Annotated in this window: 25 protein-coding genes and 6 tRNA genes; 15 read left to right on the forward strand and 16 right to left on the reverse strand. The window is 60.0% G+C overall.

The genetic code is table 11. The features are described from left to right. The first annotated feature begins 41 nt into the window (after positions 1 to 41). The 7 genes from WCX72_RS00630 (at position 42) to WCX72_RS00660 (ending at position 4,491) form a co-directional block, all read left to right on the forward strand. Positions 42 to 260: a hypothetical protein gene (locus WCX72_RS00630; protein WP_345970300.1), complete on the forward strand. Its 219-nt coding sequence runs from the start codon at positions 42 to 44 to the stop codon at positions 258 to 260. 98 nt (positions 261 to 358) lie between these two features. Next, positions 359 to 682 carry a hypothetical protein gene (locus WCX72_RS00635; RefSeq protein WP_345970301.1) on the forward strand — a complete coding sequence of 108 codons (324 nt, stop codon included), beginning with the start codon at positions 359 to 361 and terminating at the stop codon, positions 680 to 682. After that, positions 669 to 986, forward strand: coding sequence for a DUF309 domain-containing protein (locus WCX72_RS00640; RefSeq protein ID WP_345970302.1), 318 nt, complete (start codon positions 669 to 671; stop codon positions 984 to 986). Before WCX72_RS00635 ends, WCX72_RS00640 begins: the two co-directional genes overlap by 14 nt. Continuing rightward, a complete protein-coding gene (locus WCX72_RS00645) occupies positions 979 to 1,596 on the forward strand; it encodes an NAD(P)H-dependent oxidoreductase (protein ID WP_345970303.1) in 618 nt (205 codons plus the stop codon). The genes WCX72_RS00640 and WCX72_RS00645 overlap by 8 nt, the downstream gene beginning before the upstream one ends. Before the next feature lie 64 nt (positions 1,597 to 1,660). Next, a complete protein-coding gene (locus WCX72_RS00650) occupies positions 1,661 to 3,052 on the forward strand; it encodes an NAD(P)H-hydrate dehydratase (RefSeq protein WP_345970304.1) in 1,392 nt (463 codons plus the stop codon). After that, positions 3,049 to 3,642 carry a phosphoribosylglycinamide formyltransferase gene (purN, locus tag WCX72_RS00655; protein ID WP_345970305.1) on the forward strand — a complete coding sequence of 198 codons (594 nt, stop codon included), beginning with the start codon at positions 3,049 to 3,051 and terminating at the stop codon, positions 3,640 to 3,642. Before WCX72_RS00650 ends, purN begins: the two co-directional genes overlap by 4 nt. A gap of 69 nt (positions 3,643 to 3,711) precedes the next feature. Then, entirely contained in the window at positions 3,712 to 4,491 is a 780-nt protein-coding gene (locus tag WCX72_RS00660) for a thiazole synthase (RefSeq protein ID WP_231019675.1), read from the forward strand. A gap of 208 nt (positions 4,492 to 4,699) precedes the next feature. Here WCX72_RS00660 and WCX72_RS00665 read toward each other — a convergent pair whose 3' ends face one another. Continuing rightward, entirely contained in the window at positions 4,700 to 5,893 is a 1,194-nt protein-coding gene (locus WCX72_RS00665) for an acetate kinase (protein WP_345970306.1), read from the reverse strand. Beyond that, positions 5,890 to 7,995, reverse strand: coding sequence for a phosphate acetyltransferase (pta, locus tag WCX72_RS00670; protein WP_345970307.1), 2,106 nt, complete (start codon positions 7,993 to 7,995; stop codon positions 5,890 to 5,892). Before pta ends, WCX72_RS00665 begins: the two co-directional genes overlap by 4 nt. Before the next feature lie 79 nt (positions 7,996 to 8,074). On the opposite strand from pta, the gene WCX72_RS00675 reads away from it, so the two are divergent. From WCX72_RS00675 to WCX72_RS00690, 4 genes are read left to right on the forward strand one after another with little or no spacing between them, the layout of a single operon-like run. Next, a complete protein-coding gene (locus WCX72_RS00675) occupies positions 8,075 to 11,653 on the forward strand; it encodes a DUF748 domain-containing protein (RefSeq protein WP_345970308.1) in 3,579 nt (1,192 codons plus the stop codon). Positions 11,654 to 11,672: 19 nt separating this feature from the next. Further along, positions 11,673 to 12,845, forward strand: a complete 1,173-nt coding sequence (locus WCX72_RS00680; protein WP_345970309.1) for a PilT/PilU family type 4a pilus ATPase — start codon at positions 11,673 to 11,675, stop codon at positions 12,843 to 12,845. A gap of 2 nt (positions 12,846 to 12,847) precedes the next feature. Next, positions 12,848 to 13,339, forward strand: a complete 492-nt coding sequence (locus WCX72_RS00685; RefSeq protein WP_345970310.1) for a hypothetical protein — start codon at positions 12,848 to 12,850, stop codon at positions 13,337 to 13,339. Beyond that, on the forward strand, positions 13,339 to 14,103 hold the full coding sequence (locus tag WCX72_RS00690) for an MnmC family methyltransferase (protein WP_345970311.1): 765 nt from the start codon (positions 13,339 to 13,341) through the stop codon (positions 14,101 to 14,103). Before WCX72_RS00685 ends, WCX72_RS00690 begins: the two co-directional genes overlap by 1 nt. A 45-nt stretch (positions 14,104 to 14,148) precedes the next feature. Here WCX72_RS00690 and WCX72_RS00695 read toward each other — a convergent pair. After that, positions 14,149 to 14,235: transfer RNA gene (locus WCX72_RS00695), tRNA-Leu, on the reverse strand. Between the two features lie 172 nt (positions 14,236 to 14,407). Between WCX72_RS00695 and WCX72_RS00700 the strand changes: the two genes are divergently transcribed. Together WCX72_RS00700 and WCX72_RS00705 are read left to right on the forward strand one after the other, a co-directional pair. Next, a complete protein-coding gene (locus WCX72_RS00700; RefSeq protein WP_345970312.1) occupies positions 14,408 to 14,881 on the forward strand; it encodes a hypothetical protein in 474 nt (157 codons plus the stop codon). 9 nt (positions 14,882 to 14,890) lie between these two features. Then, positions 14,891 to 16,987: a hypothetical protein gene (locus WCX72_RS00705; protein WP_345970313.1), complete on the forward strand. Its 2,097-nt coding sequence runs from the start codon at positions 14,891 to 14,893 to the stop codon at positions 16,985 to 16,987. A 13-nt stretch (positions 16,988 to 17,000) separates the two neighbouring features. Here the strand turns inward: WCX72_RS00705 and WCX72_RS00710 are convergent, their stop codons facing one another. The 7 genes from WCX72_RS00710 to WCX72_RS00740 form a co-directional block, all read right to left on the reverse strand. Beyond that, positions 17,001 to 17,912, reverse strand: coding sequence for a phosphatase PAP2 family protein (locus WCX72_RS00710; protein ID WP_345970314.1), 912 nt, complete (start codon positions 17,910 to 17,912; stop codon positions 17,001 to 17,003). A 203-nt stretch (positions 17,913 to 18,115) separates the two neighbouring features. Beyond that, positions 18,116 to 18,376 carry a hypothetical protein gene (locus tag WCX72_RS00715; protein ID WP_345970315.1) on the reverse strand — a complete coding sequence of 87 codons (261 nt, stop codon included), beginning with the start codon at positions 18,374 to 18,376 and terminating at the stop codon, positions 18,116 to 18,118. A gap of 124 nt (positions 18,377 to 18,500) precedes the next feature. Continuing rightward, a tRNA-Leu gene (locus WCX72_RS00720) sits at positions 18,501 to 18,586 on the reverse strand. A 153-nt stretch (positions 18,587 to 18,739) separates the two neighbouring features. Next, positions 18,740 to 18,816: transfer RNA gene (locus WCX72_RS00725), tRNA-Arg, on the reverse strand. Between the two features lie 23 nt (positions 18,817 to 18,839). Next, positions 18,840 to 18,916, reverse strand: a tRNA-Arg gene (locus tag WCX72_RS00730). Positions 18,917 to 18,978: 62 nt separating this feature from the next. Beyond that, a tRNA-His gene (locus WCX72_RS00735) sits at positions 18,979 to 19,055 on the reverse strand. Positions 19,056 to 19,075: 20 nt separating this feature from the next. Then, positions 19,076 to 19,153, reverse strand: a tRNA-Pro gene (locus WCX72_RS00740). Positions 19,154 to 19,274: 121 nt separating this feature from the next. On the opposite strand from WCX72_RS00740, the gene WCX72_RS00745 reads away from it, so the two are divergent. After that, on the forward strand, positions 19,275 to 20,618 hold the full coding sequence (locus WCX72_RS00745; protein ID WP_345970316.1) for a sodium-dependent transporter: 1,344 nt from the start codon (positions 19,275 to 19,277) through the stop codon (positions 20,616 to 20,618). Between the two features lie 7 nt (positions 20,619 to 20,625). Here WCX72_RS00745 and ribE read toward each other — a convergent pair whose 3' ends face one another. The 3 genes from ribE to WCX72_RS00760 form a co-directional block, all read right to left on the reverse strand. Beyond that, the gene (gene ribE / locus WCX72_RS00750) at positions 20,626 to 21,237 is read right to left on the reverse strand and encodes a riboflavin synthase (RefSeq protein WP_345970317.1); all 612 of its coding nucleotides are present in this window, start codon (positions 21,235 to 21,237) and stop codon (positions 20,626 to 20,628) included. Positions 21,238 to 21,326: 89 nt separating this feature from the next. Then, positions 21,327 to 22,013 carry a tetratricopeptide repeat protein gene (locus WCX72_RS00755; RefSeq protein ID WP_345970318.1) on the reverse strand — a complete coding sequence of 229 codons (687 nt, stop codon included), beginning with the start codon at positions 22,011 to 22,013 and terminating at the stop codon, positions 21,327 to 21,329. A 68-nt stretch (positions 22,014 to 22,081) separates the two neighbouring features. Further along, entirely contained in the window at positions 22,082 to 22,279 is a 198-nt protein-coding gene (locus WCX72_RS00760) for a hypothetical protein (RefSeq protein WP_345970319.1), read from the reverse strand. Positions 22,280 to 22,425: 146 nt separating this feature from the next. Here WCX72_RS00760 and WCX72_RS00765 point away from each other — a divergent pair, with 146 nt between their 5' ends. Next, positions 22,426 to 22,875 (forward strand): hypothetical protein, encoded by a 450-nt coding sequence (locus WCX72_RS00765; protein ID WP_345970320.1) that lies wholly within the window; start codon positions 22,426 to 22,428, stop codon positions 22,873 to 22,875. Here WCX72_RS00765 and WCX72_RS00770 read toward each other — a convergent pair. From WCX72_RS00770 to WCX72_RS00780, 3 genes are read right to left on the reverse strand one after another with little or no spacing between them, the layout of a single operon-like run. Further along, positions 22,869 to 23,300, reverse strand: coding sequence for a hypothetical protein (locus tag WCX72_RS00770; protein WP_345970321.1), 432 nt, complete (start codon positions 23,298 to 23,300; stop codon positions 22,869 to 22,871). The two genes, WCX72_RS00765 and WCX72_RS00770, sit on opposite strands and share 7 nt — an antisense overlap. Beyond that, on the reverse strand, positions 23,300 to 23,884 hold the full coding sequence (locus WCX72_RS00775; protein WP_345970322.1) for a hypothetical protein: 585 nt from the start codon (positions 23,882 to 23,884) through the stop codon (positions 23,300 to 23,302). The genes WCX72_RS00770 and WCX72_RS00775 overlap by 1 nt, the downstream gene beginning before the upstream one ends. 3 nt (positions 23,885 to 23,887) lie before the next feature. After that, the gene (locus tag WCX72_RS00780; RefSeq protein WP_345970324.1) at positions 23,888 to 24,643 is read right to left on the reverse strand and encodes a hypothetical protein; all 756 of its coding nucleotides are present in this window, start codon (positions 24,641 to 24,643) and stop codon (positions 23,888 to 23,890) included. Positions 24,644 to 24,645: the final 2 nt, after the last annotated feature.

Consider the following 24,645-nt stretch of genomic DNA (forward strand, 5'->3'; position numbering starts at 1 on the left):
GTTATAGTTTCTGCCATGATTCTATGCATGAGGAGACCCGGATGCACGAAGAGATCAAATTCGTTCTCGACCACGAAACGGTCGAAGCGCTTCAGACCTACAGCGCTCTGCTGAAAAAAGAGCCCGCCGTCATTATCAAGGAGGCCCTGCAGAGGTATTTCGAAGCGGCCGAACAGCAGCTCCTGCACAAAGCCGCGCAGGAGATGGACCCGATGACGGACCTCGATTACGATGAGTTCTGGGACGGGGTGGACCTCTAGGGCCGTTCCGGCGGCCCTTTTATGAAAGAAACCGGATGGTGTCAGAATAACATGCGACACTAACGTTTCTTTCAACCCGCCCCTGCTAGAGTGTCGCCATGAGTGAATTTCCCCTGGAATGGACGCAGGAAGAGTACCTGCGCGAAAAGAAGCGTCTCGAGGCCGAAGGTGTCAAGGTCCTGTTGATCGACACGATCCTCAACCCCATCGACCATGCCGAGACGGTCACATATAATCCGCCGATGCTGGAGCAGGAGCCGGAGGGCTCCGTTTTCGTCTTCTACTGCGATACGGGCAAGGCTTCCAAGGAGCGTCTGCCGGAGTTCCGCAAACGGTTCCCCGGCAAGCACTGCATCTCCCTGCGGGGCGGGCGCGGCTACTGGCGCAAATACCTTCAGGTTAAAGACAATGCTGACGCGTGAACACGTCGACGCCTTTCTTACCTGCCTGGACGAGGAGCGCTACTACGACGCCCACGAGGCCCTGGAAGATATCTGGTTCCCCGTGCGCTCGCAGAAGACGCCGGAGATCCTGCTGCTCAAAGGGCTGATCAATGCCAGCGTCAGTTTTGAGCTGCACAAGCGCGGCCGGCCGCACAAATCGCCCGGCCCGTGGGGCGTCTATCTGAAGTACCGTGCGCATCTGCCGCAGATCGGCGGGCAGAACCCGCTCTATTTCGAGCTGGACGATGCCGTCCATGCCGTCCAAAGGAGACTCGGTGCCTGATTTTGCCGATGCAATGGCCTTCCGCCACGCCTGTAAACGTTTTTCGGAACAGAAGATCCCCGAAGCGACCTTTGAACAGGTCCTCGAATTCGGTCGGATGTCCCCCTCGTCGTTCGGGATGGAGCCGTGGCGCTTTCTCGTGGTGGCGGACACGGCCCTGCGCGAGGCCCTGCGCCCGCTCTGCTGGAACCAGCCCCAGATCACCGAATCCAGCCACCTGCTCATTATCACGGCGGACAACGAGTGCATCAAACCGGGCACGGCGTACGTCCGGGAGATGTTCGCGCGGCGGGGACTGCCCGAGGAGGCTTACGAGCGCTACCTCGGCGTCTACGCCGACCATATGGGGCCGCAGTTCCACAGCCGCGAAGCGATTGAAGCGTGGACGCACAAGCAGTGCTACCTGGCCGCGGCGAACATGATGACGGGGGCGGCATCGCTGCAGATCGACAGCTGTCCCATCGAAGGGTTTGAAAAGGCGAAGGTCGAAGCGCTGCTTGCGCTGGAGCCCGCCCGCTCCGTCGCCCTGATCGTCGCCTTCGGCTACCGCCTGAACCCGCAGCCCGCGCATTATCGTCTCGAACTCGACGCTGTCGTCGAGCGGCGGTAACCCCGCGTTCCCCCCGATCCGTTTTTAGCCGAATCGGCTATAATATGCTAAAAACGGAATCCCCATGCAGAACCTATTCGACGAAGTAGACTCCCTGGACAGACGCTGTTACGACGCCTATGGACTCAGCGAAGAGCTGTTGATGGAGCATGCCGCCGAAGCAATGGCGGGTGCAGTCAGGGAGCGCTTCGGCGCGGGCAGCCGCGTCGTGATTGTCTGCGGCCCGGGCAACAACGGCGCCGACGGATTGGCGCTGGCCCGCCTGCTGCATGGGGGCTACCACGTCGAAGTCGTGCTGCCGCTGGAGGTAAAATCGCCGATGGCCCGCCTGCAGCACGAGCGATTGCAGAAACTGGGGGTCCCCGTCGTCGACGCGATTACCCCCTGCGATGTGCTCGTTGACGCCATCTTCGGCAGCGGGCTGGGACGGCCGCTGGGCAGCGGGATCATCGGGCTGATCAAGCTGATGAACGCCCTGGGGGCGTTCAAGCTCGCCTGCGATATACCGACGGGACTGCGCAGCGGAGGGAGTTGCGATACGGCGGTCTTCCGTGCCGACCTGACGGTGACGATGGGCGCGCTCAAGCGCGGCATGTTCAGCGACGCGGCCAAAAACGCGGTGGGCGAGATCACGGTGGCCGAGCTCGGCGTGTCGCGCAGCCTTTACGAAAAAGAGACGCCCTGGAAACTGCTGGAGCGCGGCGACCTGCGCCTGCCGCTGCGCGAAAACGCCGATGTGCACAAAGGGAGTTTCGGACATCTCGGCGTCGTCTGCGGCGAAAAGAGCGGGGCGGCCATTATTGCCGGCAAGGCGGCCCTGCGCTTCGGCGCGGGGCTGGTGACCCTGCTCTCGAACGAAGAGGTCGCCATCCCCTATGAGCTTATGCAGTCGCATCTGCGCCCCGCTACGGTCAACGCCGTCGCCATCGGGATGGGGCTGGGGCAGGAGTTTGCCGAACAGGAGCTGCGGGAGCGGATCGACAATGACATCCCCCTGGTCTGCGACGCGGATATCTTCGCGCACCCGATGCTGGGGGAACTCCTGAAGCGCAAGCGCATCGTCCTTACCCCGCACCCCAAAGAGTTTACGACCCTGTTGAGCCGTACAGGCATTGCCACGACCGATGTGCGGGGCCTGCAGCAAGACCGCTTCAAATTTGTCGAAGCCTTCTGCCGTGCCTACCCCGATGCGGTGCTGCTGCTCAAGGGTGCCAACGTCATTATCGGGCAGGGGGATCAGTTCTATGTCAATCCCCACGGCACCAACGCCCTGGCCAAGGGCGGCAGCGGTGACGTCCTTTCGGGTTTTATCGGGGCCCTGCTGGCCCAGGGATACACACCGCTGGATGCCGCGATCCACGCCTCGTTGGCGCACACGGAGGCGGCGCGGCGCTTTGAGGGGCAGCGGTATGCCCTGACGCCGGACGACCTGATCGAAGGGGTCTGCTGCCTATGAAGCCGCGCGTCGTCATTTTGTTCAGCGGGGAGGGAACAAACCTCCAGAAACTGCTGGAGGCTCTCCCCTCCCACGGCATTGAGATCGCCGCCGCGATTACGAACCGGCCGCAGGCCCCCGGCATAAAGCGGGCGGAAGCGTTCGGGGTTCCGGTGGAGGTGATCGATCATACGCTTTATGAAAGCCGCGAAGCGTTTGATGCCGTGCTCGTTGAGCGGATCGAGAAGTACGGCCCCCACCTCACGGTGACGGCGGGCTTTATGCGCATTCTGACCCCCGTCTTCACCGACCGCATCCGCGCCGTCAACATCCACCCCTCGCTGCTGCCCAAGTACAAAGGGGCTCGGGCGATCGAACAGGCCTTCGAGAGCGGGGACACCGTCTGCGGCGTCAGCGTCCACTGGGTGACGGGGGAGCTCGACAGCGGTACCGTGATCGCCCAGTCCTCCTTCGAACGCACGGAAACGATGGATGCCGCCGCCTTTGAAGCGGCCGTCCACGACCTCGAGTACGAGTTGCTCCCCCGGACCGTCGCGGCACTGCTCCGTAACGGGGAGGGATTAGAGGGTACCGTTAGGGCTTTAGCGTAAGATACGTTATAGATTAGCTGTGTTATAACCCGGCAGCATTTGGGCGATTAGCCCATCAGGAGAGAGAATATGAGCGATACACTGAAAATCGGAAAATATGAGTTCAACAGCCGCCTGATCGTGGGCAGCGGGAAGTACAAAGATTTCGAGACGACGAAGGAGGCGACGCTGGCCTCGGGGTCGGAGCTGATCACCGTGGCCGTGCGCCGTCTGAACATTACGGACCCGAACAAGGAGAACCTGCGCGACACCTTTAAAGGGACAGGCGTGCAGTTCCTGCCCAACTCCGCGGGGTGTACGACGGCCGAGGAGGCGATCACGACCTTCCGCCTGACCCGCGAGGCGACGGGCATCGACCTGATCAAGCTCGAGGTCATCGGCGACACGCAAAAGACCCTCTACCCGGATGTGCTTGAGACGATCAAGGCGTGCGAGGTCCTGGCGAAGGACGGTTTTACGATCATGGCCTACACCTCCGACGACCCGATCATGGCCAAGCGCCTCGAAGATGCCGGCGCGCACGCCATCATGCCGCTGGCCGCGCCCATCGGTTCGGGCCTGGGGATCCAGAACCGCTACAACGTCGTCTTTGTCCGCGAAGCGGTCAGCGTTCCGGTCATTGTCGATGCCGGGATCGGCTGCGCGTCCGATGCGGCGGCGGCGATGGAACTGGGGGCCGAAGGGGTCCTCACCAACACGGCGATCGCCCAGGCATCCGACCCAATGACGATGGCGGTGGCGATGAAGCATGCCGTCATGGCGGGCCGGATGAGCTACCTTGCCGGGCGTATCCCGAAGCGTCCGTATGCGACGGCGTCATCTCCGATCGACGGGATGATCCAGTTCTAAGGGAACTACAGTCCTCCTCCACGCGTCAGTATATCTTTCTACATCTCTGTTCCCCTTCTTTTTTGCGCATACAAAAAAGAAGCCGAACCGGGAAGAAAAAAGTATGAAGAGGCTGCCGCGCCATATAACTTCCTAAATGACTTTCAAATGTCACTGTTGTGTTGGGTGTTCCATGGGTGACAATTAACCGCAGTATTTGTGTATGTCCCTATCTTCCCTGGGTGAGGTAGGGCAGGCACTGCCGTGCGATGGAGTGTTCTTCGTCCGTGGGGATGACATGCAGCTGGCTTTGGCTCCCTTCGGCGTGGAATGCGCCTCCCTCATCCGTCAAATTCTCATTTTTCATCTTATCGGTCTCGATGCCCAGGATATGCAGCCCTTTGCAGACGGCATGGCGGACGGCGGCGCTGTGCTCGCCGATGCCGCCGGTAAAGACGACGCCATCCACGCGGTCAAGCAGCACGGCATAGGCGCCGATGTATTTGCGGATGCGGCGGACGAAGAGTTCGAAGGCGAGCAGGGCCTCGGGCTCTTCGTCGCGCATCCGGTCTTCGATATCGCGCATGTCGTTGGTCCCAGCGATTCCCTTGAGACCGCATTCACGGTTGAGGAGCGTATCGAGCTCCTCCGCATCCATACCCGTTTCGCGCGACAGATAGGCGAGCAGGCCAGGGTCGATGTCGCCGCTGCGCGTCCCCATGACAAGCCCCTCGAGCGGGGTGAAGCCCATCGACGTATCGATGCTGCGGCCGTTGCGGATGGCGCAGGCGCTGGCCCCGTTGCCCAGGTGGAGGGTAATGAGGTTGACGGCATCGAGGGATTTGCCCATCCGCGCTGCGCATTCGGCGGCGACGTAGGCGTGGGAGGTGCCGTGAAAGCCGTAGCGCCGGACGGAGAGCTCGCTATAGAAACGCTCCGGAAGGGCGTAGCGGAAGGCGGCGGGGGGCATCGTGTGGTGAAACGCCGTGTCGAAGACCGCGATCTGCGGGACATGGGGGGCGAGGTTCCGCATGGCCCGGATCCCTTTGGCGTTGGCCGGGTTGTGCAGGGGGGCCAGCGGGCTGAGGCCTTCGATGGCTTCCAGGACCGTGTCGTCGATGCGGACGGGACCGCTGAAACGCTCGCCGCCGTGCACGACACGGTGGCCTATTCCCTCCAGCGTGTCGAAACTGTCGATGAACCCGTTGTCGATGAGCAGATCGCGGAAGGCGGCAAGCGCGGCATCGTGGTCGGCGACGGGAAGGTCGCGGCGGACGTGCTCCTGGCATCCGTGAAGGATGGCGTGGGCGTCGCCGCGGCCGATATTTTCCACGAGGCCCGAGACGATCACCTGTTCCGAGCGCATTTCAAAGAGTTTGAACTTCACCGACGAACTGCCGGCGTTGATGACGAGGATCTTCACGACGGCGTCTCCTGGGCCTGGATGGCGGTAATGGCGACGGTGTTGACGATGTCGGCGACGCTGCAGCCGCGGCTGAGGTCGTTGACCGGGCGGTTCAAACCCTGCAACACGGGACCGATGGCGACGGCGCCCGCCGAACGCTGGACGGCCTTGTAGGTGTTGTTGCCGGTGTTGAGGTCGGGAAAGATGAATACGGTCGCCTGTCCCGCCACTGTACTGCCGGGCATCTTCTGCGCTCCGACCTCCGGGTCGATGGCCGCGTCGTACTGGATGGGACCGTCCACGGCAAGGTCGGGACGCTGTTCCCGGACGAGCTTTGTCGCTTCGCGCACCTTCTCAACGTCGCTCCCCACCCCGGAGTCCCCGGTGGAGTAAGAGAGCATCGCCACGCGCGGTTCGATGCCGAAACGCCGGGCCGTCTCCGCCGACGCGATCGCGATTTCCGCCAGTTGGGCCGCATCGGGATCCGGGTTGACGGCGCAGTCGGCATAGACGAGGACCCGGGTGTCGAAGCACATGAAAAAGCAGCTCGATACGATGTTCTGTCCCGGCGCCGTTTTGATCGTCTGCAGGGCCGGGAGGATCGTTTCGCGGGTCGTATGCGTGGCCCCGCTGACCATGCCGTCGCACTCCCCCTGTGCCACCATCATCGTCGCAAAGAGGGTCGTGTTGCCCAGGGCGTCGTAGGCGGCGTCGAGGGAGACGCCTTTATGGGCGCGCAGTTTGGCATAGGCTTTGGCCAGGCGGCATTTTTGCTGTTCGTCTTCGGGGTCGACGATGGTCGCATTGCGCAGGTCGAGCCCCAGGGCGGCGGCACGGGCCGCAATATGCTCCGCTGAACCCAAAAGGGCGATGCCGACGGCCCGCCGGCGCAGCAGGATGTCGGCGGCCCGGAGGATGCGGTCGTCGGAGGTCTCCGGCAGGATGATCGTCTTGCGATCCCCCGCAGCCCGGGCGAAGAGACGGTGTTCGAACATGGCCGGGGTGACGATCCCGGTTGACGCCGCGGCCAGCTTGGTCTCAATCAGGTTCGCATCGACGTTTTGGTTGAAGACCCCCAGCGCCGTGGCGATCTTCTTCGGCGCCGCGGCATCGATGCGGGCGGGGAAGGCGCGCACCATCTGGGCGACCTCGACCGTCTCTTTCGGGAGGTGCAGCAGCGGTATCTGCATGGCGTCAAGGCCCTTAAGGAGCTCAATGACACTCTGTGCGGGGGGTGTTTCGCCTGTCAGGAGCACGGCGCTGACCGCCGGAAAATTCCCGGCGTAGTTTGCGGCCGTCGCGCCGAGGATGATATCGGCGCGGTCCGAGGGGGTGATGATGAGGTCGTCGGCCCTGATATGCGTCAGGAAATGTTCCAGGTGCATGGCGGCGATGCGGGGCTGGGCGATAAGGCGGTGAAGCTGTTCGTTGGTGCCGATCAGGATCTCCGCGCCCAGCCCTTCGGCAAGCTGGTAGACGTTGGGACGGTCGAGCGTCGTGACCTCGGGCAGCAGGACGACCGGCTCAGGGATGCTCGGGCAGATGTTCTGGTCTCGGCGGTGGGCCTCGTAGAGCACGGCGTCGCAGCGGTTGGCAAAAAGCATCAGAAGCGAGCCGCCCTGTTTCTTGATGGCGTAGCTCCAGAGCCGCAGCGCCTCCTTGAGGCCGCTCTCATCCATGCCGCGGGCCGGGACGACACCGACGACGGGCGCAGCAAGGTTCTTGGCGATCTCGACGTTGAGGTCAAAGTCGATCAGCTGGGAGAGCGCATCGTCGACCACCCCCTGGCAGAGAACGAAGTCATAGGTTTCCAGCAGGGCGTCATGGCGCTCGATGATGGTTTCGATCAGGTGGTCGATCTTTCCTTCGGAGAGCAGAGTCTCGGCCTCGGAGACCGTCAGGCCGACGGCGCTCTCGTAGGGCTGCTCCAGCGCGAAATGGCTGAGGATGGTCAGGGTGTCCGGATCTTTCCCGGCGGCGTCGGCGATCAGCGGCCGGAAAAAGGCGACCCTTCCGTGCAGCCGCAGCAGCAATTCCGTCATGCCGAGTGTGACAAGGATGCTGCCGGCATTCCGGGTTTTGGAAACGATATAGAGCGAGCGTACGGTTTCGGCATTCATAGCGGTAATTTACCATAAAACGGTTAGGAGTTCATTACCGCTGGGGTATAATGTGAGCAGAGACGATAAGGAGACGGTCATGAAACGGTGGATCTGGCGGACGTTACTCGGCGTGCTCGCCCTTTATCTTTTGACGGCGGTTATCGCCGTCCCCTACCTGATCCGCACGAAAGTGCCGGAACTGGTCGGGGAGATGACGGGGGGATCCCTGGAGATCGACCGGGCCCTGTTCAACCCTTTCATTCTTGACCTGACGATCGAGGGGATCCGGTTCGCCGATCCCGAGGGGGCGCCACTGGCCAGTCTGCGGCGCCTGGACGTCAATGTTGACGTCCTCCACCTGATCTGGGGGGAGATCTCCGTCGAGTATTTCGGGCTGCGGGGACTGCGGCTCTCCGTCGTGCAGGAGCGTGACGGGCGGTTCAACTTCGACTGGCTGACGCACCTGGGGAGCGGCGACGCCGCGGAGACGGCTCCGGCGGAGACGAACGGGAGTGCCATGCCCTCGCTGCGGCTGGAGACGTTCGAGCTTGAAGACGGCGGGATCACCTTTACCGACCTCTCCCGTCCTGTCCCGCTGCAGCTGGACTTCTCGCCGATCGGCCTCGATCTGCACGATATCGATACGGGAGGCGGCGGCGAGAACGAGCTTCACCTCTTTGCCCACACCGAGGAGGGCGGACTGCTGGACGTCAAGAGCCGCGTGCACTCTTTTGAACCCTTTGCACTGTCGGGGACGGTCGATTACGATGCCGGGCGGCTCTATGACGCCTGGCATTTTCTGCGCGAGATCAGCGCCCTCGAGGTGGCCGACGGCCGGATGGAGCTGCATTTTACCTATGACGTCAACCTCGCGGAGCTGAATGCGACCACCGTCGACGATCTGCGCTTCGCGCTGAAGCGGCTGCGGGTCAAGCCCAAGGCCGAGAACGCGGACGTACTGCGGGTGGCGTCGCTGACGGTCGAAGGGGGACCGATACGGCCGCTCGCGCAGTTCGGCCGTATCGACACGGCGGGCATTGACGGCCTCTATGTCGATCTGCAACGGCGCAAAGACGGCAGCCTCAACTGGGCGCACTACTTTCCCAAGGGGAATGAGGCCAATGTTTCGGCCGCACCGGCCGAGGATACAGCGGCGGCAGCCTCCGCGCCGTGGGATATGCTCATCAACCGGGTGACGCTGCGGCACATACGGGGGCGTTTCGATGACGGCAGTGTACGCCCGGCCGTGCACCTTGCCCTGGACGATTTCAACCTGACGGCGCGCCATGTCAGTGCGCTCCCGGCGACGCCGCTGACCTTTGACGCGGCGCTGCAGCTCAATAAAAAGATGCGCTGCCGAACCGAGGGGCGTCTTTCGCACTCGCCGCTGGACGCGACCGCCCTGGCGTCGTGCGGCGGACTGGACGTGACCTGGTTCAACCCCTACATCGATGCCGCCGCCGATGCCGCCCTGGCACGGCATGACGTGGTGCTGCGCAGCGCCGTATTGGGCGCGGCCGCGGACGTCACTGCCCGTGAAGCGAACGCTTCGGTCGCCGTCACCGTCAACGACGCCAATGCGACGCTGCAGTCGCTGCTGCTGACGCCCAAAGGCTCGAAACGCAAATTGGCCGCTTTCGATGCGCTTTCCGTCACGGGGGTCACCGCATCGACGGCGGCGAAGCGGGCCGGGGTCGAGCGGATCGTGCTGGCGAAGCCCCAGGTCAACCTGCGCCGGGAGCGCGACGGCAGTATTGACGCCGCGCAGCTGGTCAAAGCGAAACCGGCCGCCCCGGCAAAACGCGGCGCCGCCCAGAAGGCGCAACAGAAAGAGACACCCTGGAGCGCCGCCATCAAGAAGATCCAGATCCGAAGCGGCGCCGCTTCGTTCCGCGATGCCGCCATTGCACACACGACTACGACACGGGTGCAGCGCTTCGATCTGGACGTGAACGGCGTTACGACGGATCCCTCCCGTGCGATCGGACTGCAGGGCAGCTTCCGTATCAACGGTGACGGGCGGGTGCGTGCGAAAGGGTCGCTCGTGCCGGAACCGCTGAAGGCAACAACGGATTTCAGTGTCTCCGGACTGCGCCTGAAGCCTTTCAGCCCCTATGTGGAAGAGGGGATGTTCGTCAAGATCGACGACGGGCGCGTCGGCCTGAAGGGGCAGACGCGCTACCGCCCGTCGAAGCGCGCGGCGGACCTGCGGCTGCGCGGCGATTTCAACCTGAACGATCTGTTGGTCAACGACAGCCGCGACGCGACGCCGCTGGTCTCGCTGAAGACGCTGGAGGCGAAAAAGCTTCTTTTCACGCTCTCCCCCGATCAGTTCTTTGCCGACAACGTGACGATGGGCGGGTTTTTCAGCTCGATCCTGATCGATGCGAACAAAACATTGAACCTTTCGACGCTCATGCGCCCTTCGGAGAGGAGCGCGGCACCGAAAGGGGCTGAAAAAACGGCCGAGGCGGCGAAGCAGCCCTTTCCCGTACGCATCATGAAGTTTACGCTCTACAACGGGGCGGTGCACTTTGCCGACGAGTCGCTTCCGCTCCCCTTCGACACGCAGATCCATGATGTTAACGGCGAGGTGCTGGGGATTTCGACGCTGCCTGAAGATACAACGTACCTGCAGGTGGCGGGGGAGATCGACGAGTACGGTACCGCCAAGGCCGAGGGGAGCCTCAACACGGGCGACCCGAAGGCCTTTACGGACATCGGGGTGAATTTCCGCAATATCGAGCTCAAATCCTACACCCCCTACTCGGGCAAGTTCGTCGGCCGGGCGATCGATAGCGGGAAGCTTTCGGTGACGCTGCGCTACCGGATCGTCAAGGGCGCGATGCAGGGGGATAACGGGATGATCATCAACAAGATCGTGCTCGGCGATGATATCGAAAGCAACGACTCGGTGAGCCTGCCGCTCGATTTCGCCATTGCACTGCTTGAAGATCGCGACGGCGTCATCGACATCGACATGCCGGTCGAGGGGGATGTGAACAATCCCAAGTTCCGCTGGGGCAAGGTCGTCTGGAAGGCCTTCGTCAACCTGCTGACCAAGGCGGTTACGGCGCCGTTTGATCTGATCGGTTCCATGCTGGGCATCGAAGGCGACAGCCTCAAGGAGGTCACGTTCGCTGCGGGGTCGCCGACGGTCGACGCCGTGGCGCGGGAACGGCTCGATATGCTGGCCAAGGTGATGATCAAGCGGCCGAAACTCGCCATGACGGTGCAGGGGACGTACGACCCGAAAGCGGATACCCATGCGCTGAAGCAGCAGGCGCTCATCAGCGAGGTGCTGGCACAGAGCGGCGAGGATGCCGCTTCGACGGAAAATGCGCTGATACCGAAACTGCTGGAACCGCTGTTTGAAAAGCGGCTGGGCAAGGAGGCACTCGACGCGCTCGAAGAGGAGATTGATGCGATGGATGCGGACAGGAAGACGCGGCGGCGGATCTACCGCGAGAAGCTGGTGGCCATGATGATCGAGAGCCAGCCGCTGCCCGACGGGGCGCTGGAAGCATTGGCCCATGCCCGGGCGGCGGCGATCCGCAACTATATGATCGCCACGCACGGTATGGAAGCGGGCCGGATCGCGGAGCGTGATCCGGAAGCCCTGAGCGGCGAGAAGGGCGAGGTGCCGTCGCACCTTGGCCTTGACGCGGCAAAATAGATTATGGTAGAGTCGAAACATGATAAATGGAAGCAGTGACCCGGTTCTGATCTTGGAACATTTTTTGGACAAACTCGTCGAGAAAGAGGGAAGTGACCTCTTTGTCAAAAGTAGTGCCGTCGTGACGGCGCGGATCGAGGGGGATCTGACCCCGCTGACGACCGAGACGCTCAGCGCCTTTGCCGTCGAAGCGATCGCCCGCCACATCCTCGGGGCGCAGTACGAGACCTTCGAGCAGCAGTTCGAGTACGACACGATGTACGTCCTCAACGCCGAAAGCCGTTTCAGGGTCAACCTTTTCTGGCACCTCGACGGGATCGCGATGGTCTTTCGCCTCGTCCCTCTGGAGATCAAGACGATCGAAGCGCTGAACCTGCCCGAGCAGCTGCACCGTCTGACGAAACTGCAGCGGGGCCTGGTCCTGGTGACGGGAACGACGGGGAGCGGAAAATCGACGACGCTGGCGTCGCTCATCGAGGAGATCAATCGGGAGCGCCGCAAGCATGTCATTACGATCGAGGACCCGGTCGAATTCGTCCATATCGACAAAAAATGCGTCATCGAGCAGCGCAACGTCGGATTGCATACGAAGGGGTTCAACCAGGCATTGCGGGCGGCGATGCGCGAGAACCCCGACATCATCATGGTCGGCGAGATGCGCGACCTTGAAACCGCCGAAAACGTTCTGCAGGCCGTCAATACCGGGCACCTCGTCTTTTCGACTCTCCACACCCTTGATGCCAAGGAGACGATCGACCGTCTCATCGCCATCTTCCCGCCCTTTGAGCAGGAACGGGTGCGCCTCAACCTTGCGAGCAACCTTGAAGCGGTCATCTCCCAGCGCCTTATCCACGACAAGAACGGCGCGCTGGTGCCCGCCTGCGAAATGCTCTTCCGCTCGCCGATGGTCGAACACCTGATCCGCACCAAACGGGACTTCGAGATCAACGACATTATGGCCAACGAGCACTCGCACTTCGGTTCGACGACCTTCAACCAGGCTCTCTTCGAGCTCTGCCTGCACGACGTGATCTCCGAAGAGGTGGCCTACAGCCAGAGCGGCAGCCCGACCGACCTGCAGCTGATGTTCGCGCAGAGCAGCGAGTACCAGAAAAAGATCGGCAATACGCTCGAGAACATCAAGGATGAAGTGGGTCTGAAGCAGCCGCCGCCGCTCGTGGAACCGGAGTAGGCTTGGAGCAGTTTCTAGCACTTTTTACGCCGCAGCCCGGCTACAAGATCCTCGACATTACTGCTCACAGTGATGCGCTGACGGCGGCGCTGCTGCAGCGGCTCGGCCCGGTGAACGGCCGGCTGTCGCTGGCGCAGTACCCGGGGGAACATCTCCCGCTCCCGGAGGGAACGGGGGCGACGCTTCAGCAGCAGACGGTGCCCGATTTCGCCAAACCCTTTCGCGCCCTTCCGCGGGATAACGACATCGTCTTCATCCGCGACGTTCTGCACCGCCACAGCCAGCCCGAACGCATCCTGCGCGCCATCTATACGACCCTGGCCAACGCCGCCGAGGTGATCATCGTGACGGAGACAGGGGCAGCCGATACCGATGCGCAGCTTGCACTGCTGGAGCGGGCCGATTTCCGCGCCGGCAACGTTATCGAGGAGGTCGCGGAAGGGGTGACGGTCGTCATGGGGAAGAAGATGCATATGTGGGGGAACGGGCTCTGATGCCGCATTTTGACGATGCATTGCACCAAAGCGTGCGCAGCGAAGACGGTACGAATACCGCCTATTCGGTCGAGTACGGCGAGCATTACCACTCTACCAAGGACGGGGCGCTGACGGAGTCGCTGCAAAAGCACGTCGTTCCGGCCTTCTCTTGTTTCGAAGCGGCGCCGTCGCTGCGCATCCTCGACATCTGTTTCGGGTTGGGGTTCAACACGCTCGCGACGCTTTACTATATGCGCGAACAGGGGATCGACAAGCGTATCGAGATCGTCTCTCCCGAACTCGACGAGGCGCTGGTACGCTCGTTGGCCGCTTTCGAATACCCGGAGATCTTTCGTCCTTTCCTGCCGATTATCGAAGCGATCAGCGAAATGGGCGGCTACGAGGATGAACGGGTGAAAGTCACGGTGCTGTTCGGCGACGCGCGCGAGACGCTCCCGACGCTGACGGAGCCCTTTGACATTGTCTACCAGGACGCCTTCAGCCCGGAGCACAATCCGATTCTCTGGACCTCCGAGTACTTTGCGCAGCTGGCGCGCCTGACCCATGAAAAAAGCGTGATCACGACCTATTCGATGGCCCTTCGGACCCGCCTGGCCCTCTATGAGAACGGTTTCAACGTCTACCTGAACAAGGGGGAGGGATTCCGCAACGCGACGGTGGCGTGCAAGAGCGGACTGCCGCGCTTCGAGAAAGTCGACATGGCGCATAAGATCGCCTGTAACCCGGATGTAAAAAGTCTGCGGGACGCTGATCTGGTTTGATGGGTTTGTGTTTGGAAAGTTTTTTGATTTGGGAAAGTTTGATGATGGTGCGCTCGAGAGGACTTGAACCTCCACGGCCGTTAAGCCACTAGAACCTGAATCTAGCGTGTCTACCAATTCCACCACGAACGCACATTGGTAATTAAAAGAGAGCGTAATTATACGCTACAATCCTTAAAATAAACAAAAATACGGCCGACCTCTTTGGGCGGTGTTGCGTTTCGCAGAGCGCTCCCGGGTGGCCTGCACAAAAAATATTCAAAACGGTTTTGGTTATGTTATACAATTGGTTTACAATCTGACTATGAAAACTCTTGTTTTTGCGTTACTGCTGATCGTCTCCATTGTCCATGCGGAGCAAAAGAAGACGCATCTGCAGCTCCCGTATGCGAAGGCAATCGCCCTGCTCGAGGGGATCAGGGAGGATGCCATCATCCTGGGAGAGGGGAAGACGGAGGTGTATGTCTTCGTCGATCCTCTCTGCCCCCATTCGCGCAAATTCATCCGGATGGTTTCGCAGAATGCGCAGATGCTTGCGAAGTATCGCTATTATGTCTACCTTTACAGCATCCCGCGCCTGAAATCGGAACGCACGGTGTCGGCGATTTTCGCCTCCAAGGTGCCTGCGCAGATGCTGCTGAAAGTGATGGTCGGGGCGGAGCGCCACGCGGCGGATGTGACCGCTCCGACACAGAAACGGGTCGACGAGATCGAGGCCGTCGCCCGCGCAATGGATGTTTACAAGCGTCCCTATCTCATGGTCGCACTGCGCCCCTAGCGAGTCGGCATGTATTACCAAACCCCCGACGTGACCAAGTATGTCGATGCCGTTGCCCGCTTCAGGGGCTATATCATCGCCGCTTACCTTCTGCTTTTCTTTGCGGTCCTGGCCGTTTACCACCCCAGGGTCCTCTCCTCGGACGCGATGTTCTGGCTCAAAGACTCCGCCGAGATGCAGCGGAGCGAAGCGAACCGATACACCCCCCACCTGCTTTCCAAATTGACGGTCCATGTCGATGCCTTCGACGAAACGACGCGGGAGGCGCTGCACACGCTCAATGATCGGCTCGGGGCACTCGAGGGAGTGGACGAGGTCTACTCGCTTTTTAGCAAGGAGCAGAGCGCGGTCGGCGGCACACCGGAGATGGTGGGTGTCGTCAGCACCGGCGACCTGGATACCTACCGTCTGGAAAAACTGGTCAAGGAGCGTTTCAACGCCTACGGGAACGTCGTTGATGCCGATTTCAAAACGTTCCGCTTCTTTATCAGTGCGCAAAGCGCTGTCGACCTCGGCGGCCTGGCCATCCCGGGGAGTTACACCTACACCGCGACGAATGAGAGCGTCGATTGGCCGGAGCTGATCCGTTACGGGGTCGTTCTGCTGCTGACCATATTCATGGTTTTCCGGTTTCTTTTCAGGAACTACATCTCCGCGGTCAGCGCGGTCATCGTCATCACCTTCAGTACACTCTTTACCTTTGCACTGATCTACGGGCTGACGGGAATAGCTGCCGTCCATATGACGATGCCCTTCATCACCATCAGTATCGTCCTCGTGGATTTCCTCTTTTTCTATTACCGCTGGCACGTTTCGCAGTACAAGATCGACAAGCGCAACGCCCTCATCAAGATGCTCAACCGCAGCTCCGCTCCTGCGCTCTGGACTTCCGTTATTACGGCAATGGGGCTGGGGAGCCTGCTCTTTATCGATTCGGACATCATCCGGCTGCTCTGTCTGGGGGTGATCTTCTCTTCCATCGTCGGGTACGTCATCAACCTCACCTTCCTGCCGGCGCTGCTGAGCTACTTCGAACTGGAGCATACCCATATCCCCTATGCGAAGATGGGCTATTTTTTCGCGTCGAGCGAGCTGCACTACAACCGGAAGTTCCTCCATCTCTTCTTGGGGGTGACCTTCGGGCTCATGGTGCTGGGCGGGTCGATGATCTACAGCGAAAGCAGCCGCTTTTTCAATCTCAACGTCGTTAACGACCAGATCCAGCTCAAGATCCCCTATGCCCGCATCGACCTTGAACTGATCCGTTCCATCGACCGTTTTACGGAGGCGATGGGGGAGAAGTTCGGGGAGGGACTGGGAGAGGTCGTCTCCCTTGCGACAATCGTGCAGAGCCTCAACGATGCCAACTCCCAGACGGACGCGCTCGACGACGAGGCGCTGATGCAGGCGCTCTTTTACCTCGATCTCTACGGGATGCAGGGGAGTTATTATGATGCGGATGCTGTCAATATCCGGATCAACCTCTTCGATGTCGACAAACTGGAACTCATCGACTGGCTGGCGCGCTACAGCGCATTGGACATCTACTTCGTGGACAAGGAGACCCTCCTCGACAGCGCGAAGTTCAACAAGACGCTGCTGCTCTCCACGTCGCTCTTTTCGGCCCTGTTGGTCATCGGGCTCATCACGGGGTGGATCTTCCGCTCCGTGGCGATGGTCTTTGTCGGCTTCATCGTCAATGCCGTACCGATCGCCTGGTTCGGCCTGCTGGTGAGGCTGCTCGATGTGCCGCTGAGCCTGGAGATGCTCATCGCCATGACGATTGCCGTCGGACTGGCCTCGGACGCGACGATCCACTTCGCGTACAAGTATTTCCGGGCCCGCTATTTCGGCCGGAGCCAGAAGCATGCACTGGAGAAGATGTATTTCTATTCGGGGATTCCGGTCATTATCGGGTCGGTGGTGCTCATCGCCGTCTTCGTGGCACTCTATCTCTCATCGCTGCAATCGCTGCAGCTTATCGGCCTCTACAGCGCCGTGCTCGTGTTTATCTCGCTGCTGACGGACTTCTTCGTTCTACCGGTTATGCTGCTTTTTATCGACCGCTTTGACGGAAAGAAAAAGATGGTGGGGATCACCGACTGAAAGCGTTCCGCCGCTAGAAGGCAATGGAGACGACGAAGCCGTATGGGGTAGGAGAGATGGTGTAAGTTTGCGCCCTTTCTCCTTGCGCGTTTTTGGTGTAGCTGTAGACGACTTCATGCCCGATCCAGGTCCCGATAATACCGCCGGCTACAAGGTCGCTGACCCAGTGCTGATGTCCTTTGATAGCGGATGCAAACAAAACACCGGCACCCAGATAGGGGAGCCAATACGAGTCGTAGACTTCGGCGACGACGCGTGCGACGCTGAAATACATCGTCGTATGAAACGAGGGCATGGAGGTCCCGTCCTGCTCCGTGTTAAATGTCGGCGGCCAGTGCCAGTTCCCGAAATCATAGGGGTCGCAGGTATGGTAAATGCTTCTCGAATCCGTGCAGTTTTTCAGATCGTCCATCGGACGCTGTCTGCCCGTAAGGGTTTTCAGGATGACGTGGCTGATGGCATAAGAGTAAGCCGTGGCCTTTATCGCTAACAGCGCAGCAGCTTGCGTACGTTCGTCACCGAAGGCAACCCCTCCAAGATAGGAGAAAGCCATGCCGTACGTCAGCCAGCTGTCGGCACCGCGCCGCATCAATTTTGTCATACCGCTATTGGGGAAGATCGTGTCCAGGGAGTAGTTGATATTGGACTCGATGTTCTCCTGGTAAAACGTCGTCGTGGGCTTGTCGACCAGCACGAGCCCGCCGACGATACCCAGAGCCGTCAGCGATTTATCCGGGTATAAAAAGGGGTCGACCGCAAAGTTGTACAGATCGGAGGGCACGGCGAAGAGGACTTTCTTGAAGGTTTTGGAGGCGACCCCCATATCAAAATAGGTGCCGTTTTGATACTGATAATCTTGCGCGGCGGCAAATGTGGGAAGGGTAAAGATAGCGAGTAAAAAGCATTCTCGAAGTTTTTGATACATGATCGGACAGCCTGCAGCATTAGGGTGCAACCATTGTAAGAAAATAAGCTTAAGGAAAAAGCGTTTGAAAATGGTACGGACGAGACATACCTTTTGGGTACCAGATCCTAAGTTTGGCGTGTCTGCCAATTCCACCATGTCCGCGTCGGTAGTCCGTTCTGCTCTTTATCGACCGGTTCGGCCGGGGAGATAGAGATTACCGCTCAGTGGCAGATGGCGTCGGTCACCGCGAAGGTTTCGTCGGGAGTGTAGCTACAGTCGGCGAGGTTGGTGTGCACGGAGGGGTGTGTGCGCGTTTCGGCCGTCTCACTGGCTGCGGTTTTGCGGTCGTCAGTCGGGGAAGCCGTTCCGACTGCTGCTACTTTGATGCGGGGCTCCTGGGGCGTTTCATGAGCCAGAGCGAATGCCGGGACAAAGAGCAGTCCGGCCAGCAGCAGTGAGGCGATAGAGCGGTTTCGCTTCATGGCGTCTCCTTGAGTGTTCTGATGCAGTAATGTAGGATAATTTTTCTTGTTTACGGTTTTCGTTACGGCGTTAAGGAAATGCTTAAGGATCAGGAAGAAAATAAGAGGGGGGATAAAAAAAGGGTGGTGCGGACGAGAGGACTTGAACCTCCACACCTTTTGGGCACCAGATCCTAAGTCTGGCGTGTCTACCAATTCCACCACGTCCGCATAATCGTTCAGAGGTTTGAACGGATATGATTTTTTGATCGGAAACAGCGAAGCATATTTCCAAAAGCACCAAGGGTGCGCGAGCCTGCTGCTGAAGCAAACACAGCGTTAGCGTAGTCAAACGGGCTTTGCTCGTTTGGCGTATAAATAAAGTGGTACGCCCTGCAGGATTCGAACCTGCGACCGATGCCTTAGAAGGGCATTGCTCTATCCAGCTGAGCTAAGAGCGCATCTGTAAATGGGGAAGCCCCGGTGGTACGCCCGATAGGATTCGAACCTATAACCGTCGGATCCGAAGTCCGATACTCTATCCAGTTGAGCCACGGGCGCTTCCATAGTGTAAAAACGTATGTTTTATCAAAAAATATTTTATCGGGAATGTTGTCAAAACATGGGGTGGGTAATGGGGTTCGAACCCACGACCCCCAGTGCCACAAACTGGTGCTCTAACCGACTGAGCTATACCCACCATGAAGAATGTTGTAGAGGTGGTCGGGGTGAAAGGACTCGAACCTTCGGCCCCTTGGTCCCAAACCAAGTACTCTAACCATACTGAGCTACACCCCGACCTTGTCACCTCACACGGATAATCCGGATAAGTGAGGCGAAATTATAACTGATGTTAAGCCCTTTGTCAATACTTTTTTGTTTAAATAGACCGGGTATACAACGAACCTAGGAAACCTTGATGAAAATAGCACGTTTTAGCCGAATAGGGTTTATCCTCGCCGCCGCCGGGAGTGCGGTCGGGCTGGGCAATATCTGGAAATTCCCCTACATCACGGGGGAGTACGGCGGCGGCGCCTTCGTCATGGTCTATCTTTTTACCGTGATGCTGATAGGTTTTTCGGTCATGATCGCCGAACTGCTTATCGGCTACCTTAGCCGCCGCGACACGCTGACGGCCTTCGAAGTGCTGGCCCCGCGGCATAAAGCTGCGTGGAAATGGGGCGGTTTCATGGCCTTTACGGGCCTGCTCATCATGACCTTTTACTCCGTCGTCATCGGCTGGATCTTCAACTACATCTTTGTCTCTCTCGGCAATCTTCCCTCCTCACCGGAAGAGGCCGCAGGGCTCTTTAAGACGATGCTGGGATCGGATATCAAAACCCAGATCTTCTACCACACCCTCGCCTTCGCGATCATCACCGCCATCGTCATCCGCGGGATCAAGGGCGGTATCGAAAAGCTGAACCTCGTGCTGATGCCGATGCTCTTTCTCATCGTCGGCGGGATGTTCCTCTACGCGACGACCCAGACGGCGTTTGCACAGGCGTGGGATTTCATGTTCAGCGCCGACTGGAGCAAGCTCAACTCCGAGGCCTTCGTCACCGCCGTCGGGCACGCCTTTTTCACCCTCTCACTCGGGATGGGCTCCCTGCTCACCTACTCGGCCTCCCTGCCCAAGGAGAGCAACCTCGTCAAAAGTGCCCTCGTCGTCGTGGCGCTTGATACGGGCATCGCCCTGCTGGCGGGGTTGATGCTCTTTACCTTCCTCTATCAGTACGGCGCGGAGCCCTCCGCCGGTCCGGGTCTCGTCTTTATCTCGCTGCCGGCGGTCTTTTACGAGATGGGGACGCTCGGCAACGTTTTTGCCGTGCTCTTTTTCATCTCCCTCGCTTTCGCGGGGCTCACCTCTGCCGTCTCTCTTGTCGAGCCGATGGTCCAGCTGGCCATAGACCGTTTCGGGTGGAGCCGTTTCAAGGCGTCGGCGACGATGGGGCTCTTCTTCTACCTTGTGGGTATCGCCGTTATCTATTCGGGGAGCAGTGATTACGGCGCGCTGCTCACCTGGGACGGCAAGAACCTTTTCGACTGGATCGACTATATCACCGCGGCGATCCTGCTCCCGACGGGCGGGCTCGTCATGGCGATCTTTATCGGTTACGTCATCGAACCGAACCGTGTCGAAGCGGCGTTGAAACAGCAAATGGGCTTTGCCTACGGCATCTGGCACTTCAGCTTGCGCTATATCGCACCGGTGGCGCTGGTCATCGTCATGCTGAATATGATGGGAATTCTGAAGGTATAAAAAAGATTTAGTAAAGCGCCGTAAAGCGCTCGGCGGTTTCCCAGTCGAGTTTCGCATCCTTGTGGGCCAGGAAGTGGGCGATATAGCGGGCGAACATGTCCGTTTCGATATTCACCTTCGTACCGCTGCTGTAACTGCCGAAGAGGGTTTCGCGCATCGTGATGGGGATGATGGTGAGACGGAAGCTGCTCTCGTAAACGTCATTGACGGTGAGGCTGACGCCGTCGATGGCGATGGAGCCTTTGGGGACGATGTAGGGGATGAACTTCTTGTCGACTTCGATGACGACGTCGTAGCTGTTGCCGTTGTCGGTGATGCGCTTGACGGTGCCGACGGTATCGATGTGCCCCTGGACGATGTGCCCCTCGAGCCGGTCGCCGAACTGCATGGCCGGTTCGATATGCACGTGCCCTTTGAGGTTCTCCGTCGCGATGATCCCCTGGGTTTCGGGGGAGAGCTCGACGGTAAAACCGTCGCTCTCCAGGGAGACGACGCTGAGGCAGGCGCCGTTGATGGCGATGGAGTCGCCGAGTTTCGGGCGGTAGGCGGCTTTGAGGCTCAGGCGCTCTCCGCTGAACCGCTTCACCGTCGCCATCTCCCGGATCAACCCTGTAAACATCTCTACGCCTTTTTGGTTTGCTAAACGCTCATTATATAGGAAAACAGGCACGCTTTACCTGTGATGAAGTACGCCGCAGCGTGCAGGGATCAGAAAACGATCTTCCCTTCGTCCTGCAGACCCTTGATGATCTCTTTGGCTTTTTCGTGGCCGTTGTAGGCGGCTTTGCGGCACCACTCGAGTGCTTTGTCGTGGTCCTCTTCGACACCGAGCCCTTGGTCGTAGAGGAGGCCGAGGTTGAACTGCGCCTGTGCCAGTCCCGCCTCCGCCGCGCGGGAGAAGCAGACGTAGGCGCGATCGAAGTCCTGGTGGACGCCGTGGCCCTCCTTGTAGAAGACGCCGAGGTTGTTGAAGGCTTCGCGGTGGCCGCGCTTGGCGGCCTCTTCGTACCAGAAGGCTGCCTCCGAGTAGTTCTGCACGCAGCCCAGTCCCCGCTCAAGCATCATCGCCGTCTCGTACATCGCCTGCGGAACTTCATGCACGGCGGCATCAAGGTAGTATTCGTGGGCTTTGAACTGGTCGTGGGCAACGCCGCCGAGGCCATTGGCGTAGAGGATGGCGAGGTTGAAAAGCGCGTAGGGCTGTTTCTGCTCGGCGGCTTTTTCGTACCATTTCAGTGCTGCGGCATCATCGACGGCCGTGCCCTGCCCCTGCTGGTACATGTAGCCTAAAGAGGCCTGCGCATCCGCGTTTCCGGCTTCGGCGAGGTCGCTGTAGAGGGCGAACGCGGTGGCAAAATCCTGCTCATTGTAGGCGTTATGGGCTTCTTGAATCATGAACAAATCCCGGGAATTTTTCCGCGATTGTAGATTAAGGCGGTTTAAGGAGGGGTTAGTCCGGGGCGTTAACGCCGGACTTTACGGTTACCGCGGTTTTTCTCTTTGAGGCGGGTAATCACATCCTTGAGGCGCTCTTTTTCCGCGAGCAGTTCGTCGCGGATCAGGTGCTCCTCGCCGCCGTCCACATCCGGGTCGTACTCCACCACCTCGGGCTCGTAATCTTTGTAGGGGTCGTTCTGCGGTCTTTTATTTTCCTTGCTCATAATTATTATTTTAAAAGGCCGCGGCTTAGATTCGCCAAAAACGGAGCGACTACAAATATTTTTAACCGAGGGGCGTTTCGTAAGGGGGCGCTGCCGTTCACATTATGCTCACGTTTTTACACTATACTACAGAGAAAGGAGATGCCATGCGAAGTTTTCTCATTGTAGCGACGGCACTGATGCTTGTGCTCGGCGGCTGTGCCACCCGACAGGGGGCCGATTACGATGGCCGGACCTACCGGCAGGTGAAGCACTATCTTGTGGGTGTGGTGGTCGAGGAGCGGCCGGTACGGATCTCCGACGACGGTTCGGGGGCCTTTATCGGCGCGCTGATCGGGGCGATTTTCGGTTCAACCGTCGGACGGGGACCCGGCCGGGGACTGGCGACGCTGGGCGGCGGGCTGGCCGGCGCCTACGTCGGCGGCGCGGCGGGACAGTCCAACGCCCAGGAGCTGACCGTGCGGCTTGACAGTGGAGAGCACATCGTCATCGTCGCCAAAGGCGAGCTCCGCTTCCTGCCGGGCGACCGCGTCAAGATCATCAAACAGGGCAATACGGTCGAGCGGGTCGATCGCCTGCCCAACTCCCCCTACTGACCGCGGCGGCACGCCGCCATGATCCGCTCCCACTCCGTATCGAAGACCTTGTCGATATAGTCACGGTGGTGGGGGACCGTACAGCCGGAGCAATCCTGGTGTATGGCATCGCCGTAGACACCTTCTTTTCCATCCTTTGAGGCGATCGCACAGCTGCTGTAGAGCGTCTGCTCCCCGCGCCGCTCTATCCCTTCGTCGTTGAAACGGAAGTTGGGACAGGCGCAGAGGTAGCAGTTGAGCCCCTCCATATCGTGGCACTTTTTCTTTTCCGCGTAGAGCGGGCAGAATGCGGGCTCCGCCTCCACCATATTGTCAAAATCGAAATAGTCGATGATCTCCGCTTTGCCGTAGCCGCGGGCAAGCAATTTCTCCACGATCTTTTTGTGCGCCGCGGCATGTGACTCAAACCACGCCGAATAGGTCATCAGCCTCTCCTTTTGACGGGATGGAAGGCCCGGTAGAGATAGTAGATGACGACGATTTCCGCCAGCAGCAGGACGTAGTGTACGAGGTAGACCTGCGCCTGGCTCTCATCGATGCCTGCCGTGTACTCCAACGTCTGGTAGAAGAGAAACGAGACGAGCATTCCGGCGAGGTAGCCCGCCTGCTTGTAGACGTCGAGGTAGGTCAGCGCCTTGGCTTTTTCGATCAGGATCGTTTCGGCCCGCACCAGGTAGGAGCCGAAGGCGAAGGTGAGCTGGTAGCCGGCATAGACGAAAAGGGCGCTGACGTAGCTGTAGGAAAAGAGCAGGAAGTAGATGACGAGCAGCAGCATGACGACTTCAACGGCGAGGGAGATGCGCCAGAACCAGGTCCGGTTGAGGATGCGGGAGTAAAAGCGCGCGATGACGAGCATGGCCAACGCCAGCAGGATCCCGCCCAGGGAGTAGACGTAGGGCTGCAGCGGCGCATAGATGATAAAGATGCTCCCCACCGAGATGCCGGTAAAGAGGGCGTTATAAAACTTGTACCAAATGAAGGGCCTCAGGGCGAGGTTGCGGGCCTGCATCGGTTACGCTCCGCCCTCGGCCTGCCCGGCGATCTGCGCCATGCTCAGCCCCTGCATGGTGCCGTAGGCCATGGCCGCGCCGGCGTAGGACTCCCTTCCGTCAAATGAAGAGAGGTCCGCGTAGAGGGCCCGCGGGCGGAAGTCGAGGCGACCCAGCAGCGACAGCGTAGCGGCACGCTCTGTTTCCGCGATCCCGCTCGCCGTGCAGAGGGTGAGTTTACGCGGGTCCATCGGCAGGCCGTCGCGGCGTACGACCCGGTTGGCGATCAGCAGCACCGCCGCCATCCTGCTTCCGCCGCCGAGGACGACGGGGAAGCGGCGGCACGCCTCGAGCACGAAGCCCGCGGCGAACATCAAGAAAGCGTCTGCCGTGCGGCCGAGCTGTTCGAAGAGCCCCATCCCGGGGAGCGGTTCGCTCAGGGCCGCGGCATCCGCGGCGTCCGGGGAGATGATTTCGCCGAGGATGACGTAGTCACCCGCAGGTTTGTAGTAGCGCCCGAACTCGCGCCCCTGCTCAAAGAGCGCTCTCGCATCGAAGGCGGCCTCCGGGGCGATGCCGAAGGTCACGGTCTCGTACGTTTCCGGTTCTGACGTGAGGCCCAGGTCGAGGATCTTGAGGGCGGCAAAAGGGGTGAGGGCGTTGACTGATAGGGTCAGCGGGCCGGGTGCGGGGGTCTCCTGAGCCGCCGCGGCCAGCAGGAAGTCGGCACGTCCCGCAGGCAGCGCACTCTTTTCGCGGTCCTGCAGGGTATGGATCATGC

Origin of the sequence: Thiomicrolovo immobilis (assembly GCF_039645955.1) — a bacterium.
GTDB lineage: Bacteria > Campylobacterota > Campylobacteria > Campylobacterales > Sulfurimonadaceae > Thiomicrolovo > Thiomicrolovo diazotrophicus.

Bases quoted from the DNA above. Each gene is read 5' to 3' on its own strand.
- WCX72_RS00630 (WP_345970300.1), top strand. From the start codon at position 42: ATGCACGAAGAGATCAAATTCGTTCTCGACCACGAAACGGTCGAAGCG.
- WCX72_RS00710 (WP_345970314.1), bottom strand. From the start codon at position 17,912: ATGTATCAAAAACTTCGAGAATGCTTTTTACTCGCTATCTTTACCCTT.
- WCX72_RS00635 (WP_345970301.1), top strand. From the start codon at position 359: ATGAGTGAATTTCCCCTGGAATGGACGCAGGAAGAGTACCTGCGCGAA.
- WCX72_RS00770 (WP_345970321.1), bottom strand. From the start codon at position 23,300: ATGACCTATTCGGCGTGGTTTGAGTCACATGCCGCGGCGCACAAAAAG.
- WCX72_RS00675 (WP_345970308.1), top strand. From the start codon at position 8,075: ATGAAACGGTGGATCTGGCGGACGTTACTCGGCGTGCTCGCCCTTTAT.
- WCX72_RS00715 (WP_345970315.1), bottom strand. From the start codon at position 18,376: ATGAAGCGAAACCGCTCTATCGCCTCACTGCTGCTGGCCGGACTGCTC.
- WCX72_RS00640 (WP_345970302.1), top strand. From the start codon at position 669: ATGCTGACGCGTGAACACGTCGACGCCTTTCTTACCTGCCTGGACGAG.
- WCX72_RS00690 (WP_345970311.1), top strand. From the start codon at position 13,339: ATGCCGCATTTTGACGATGCATTGCACCAAAGCGTGCGCAGCGAAGAC.
- WCX72_RS00755 (WP_345970318.1), bottom strand. From the start codon at position 22,013: ATGATTCAAGAAGCCCATAACGCCTACAATGAGCAGGATTTTGCCACC.
- WCX72_RS00760 (WP_345970319.1), bottom strand. From the start codon at position 22,279: ATGAGCAAGGAAAATAAAAGACCGCAGAACGACCCCTACAAAGATTAC.
- purN (WP_345970305.1), top strand. From the start codon at position 3,049: ATGAAGCCGCGCGTCGTCATTTTGTTCAGCGGGGAGGGAACAAACCTC.
- ribE (WP_345970317.1), bottom strand. From the start codon at position 21,237: ATGTTTACAGGGTTGATCCGGGAGATGGCGACGGTGAAGCGGTTCAGC.
- WCX72_RS00765 (WP_345970320.1), top strand. From the start codon at position 22,426: ATGCGAAGTTTTCTCATTGTAGCGACGGCACTGATGCTTGTGCTCGGC.
- WCX72_RS00705 (WP_345970313.1), top strand. From the start codon at position 14,891: ATGTATTACCAAACCCCCGACGTGACCAAGTATGTCGATGCCGTTGCC.
- WCX72_RS00775 (WP_345970322.1), bottom strand. From the start codon at position 23,884: ATGCAGGCCCGCAACCTCGCCCTGAGGCCCTTCATTTGGTACAAGTTT.
- WCX72_RS00680 (WP_345970309.1), top strand. From the start codon at position 11,673: ATGATAAATGGAAGCAGTGACCCGGTTCTGATCTTGGAACATTTTTTG.
- pta (WP_345970307.1), bottom strand. From the start codon at position 7,995: ATGAATGCCGAAACCGTACGCTCGCTCTATATCGTTTCCAAAACCCGG.
- WCX72_RS00745 (WP_345970316.1), top strand. From the start codon at position 19,275: ATGAAAATAGCACGTTTTAGCCGAATAGGGTTTATCCTCGCCGCCGCC.
- WCX72_RS00650 (WP_345970304.1), top strand. From the start codon at position 1,661: ATGCAGAACCTATTCGACGAAGTAGACTCCCTGGACAGACGCTGTTAC.
- WCX72_RS00700 (WP_345970312.1), top strand. From the start codon at position 14,408: ATGAAAACTCTTGTTTTTGCGTTACTGCTGATCGTCTCCATTGTCCAT.
- WCX72_RS00660 (WP_231019675.1), top strand. From the start codon at position 3,712: ATGAGCGATACACTGAAAATCGGAAAATATGAGTTCAACAGCCGCCTG.
- WCX72_RS00780 (WP_345970324.1), bottom strand. From the start codon at position 24,643: ATGATCCATACCCTGCAGGACCGCGAAAAGAGTGCGCTGCCTGCGGGA.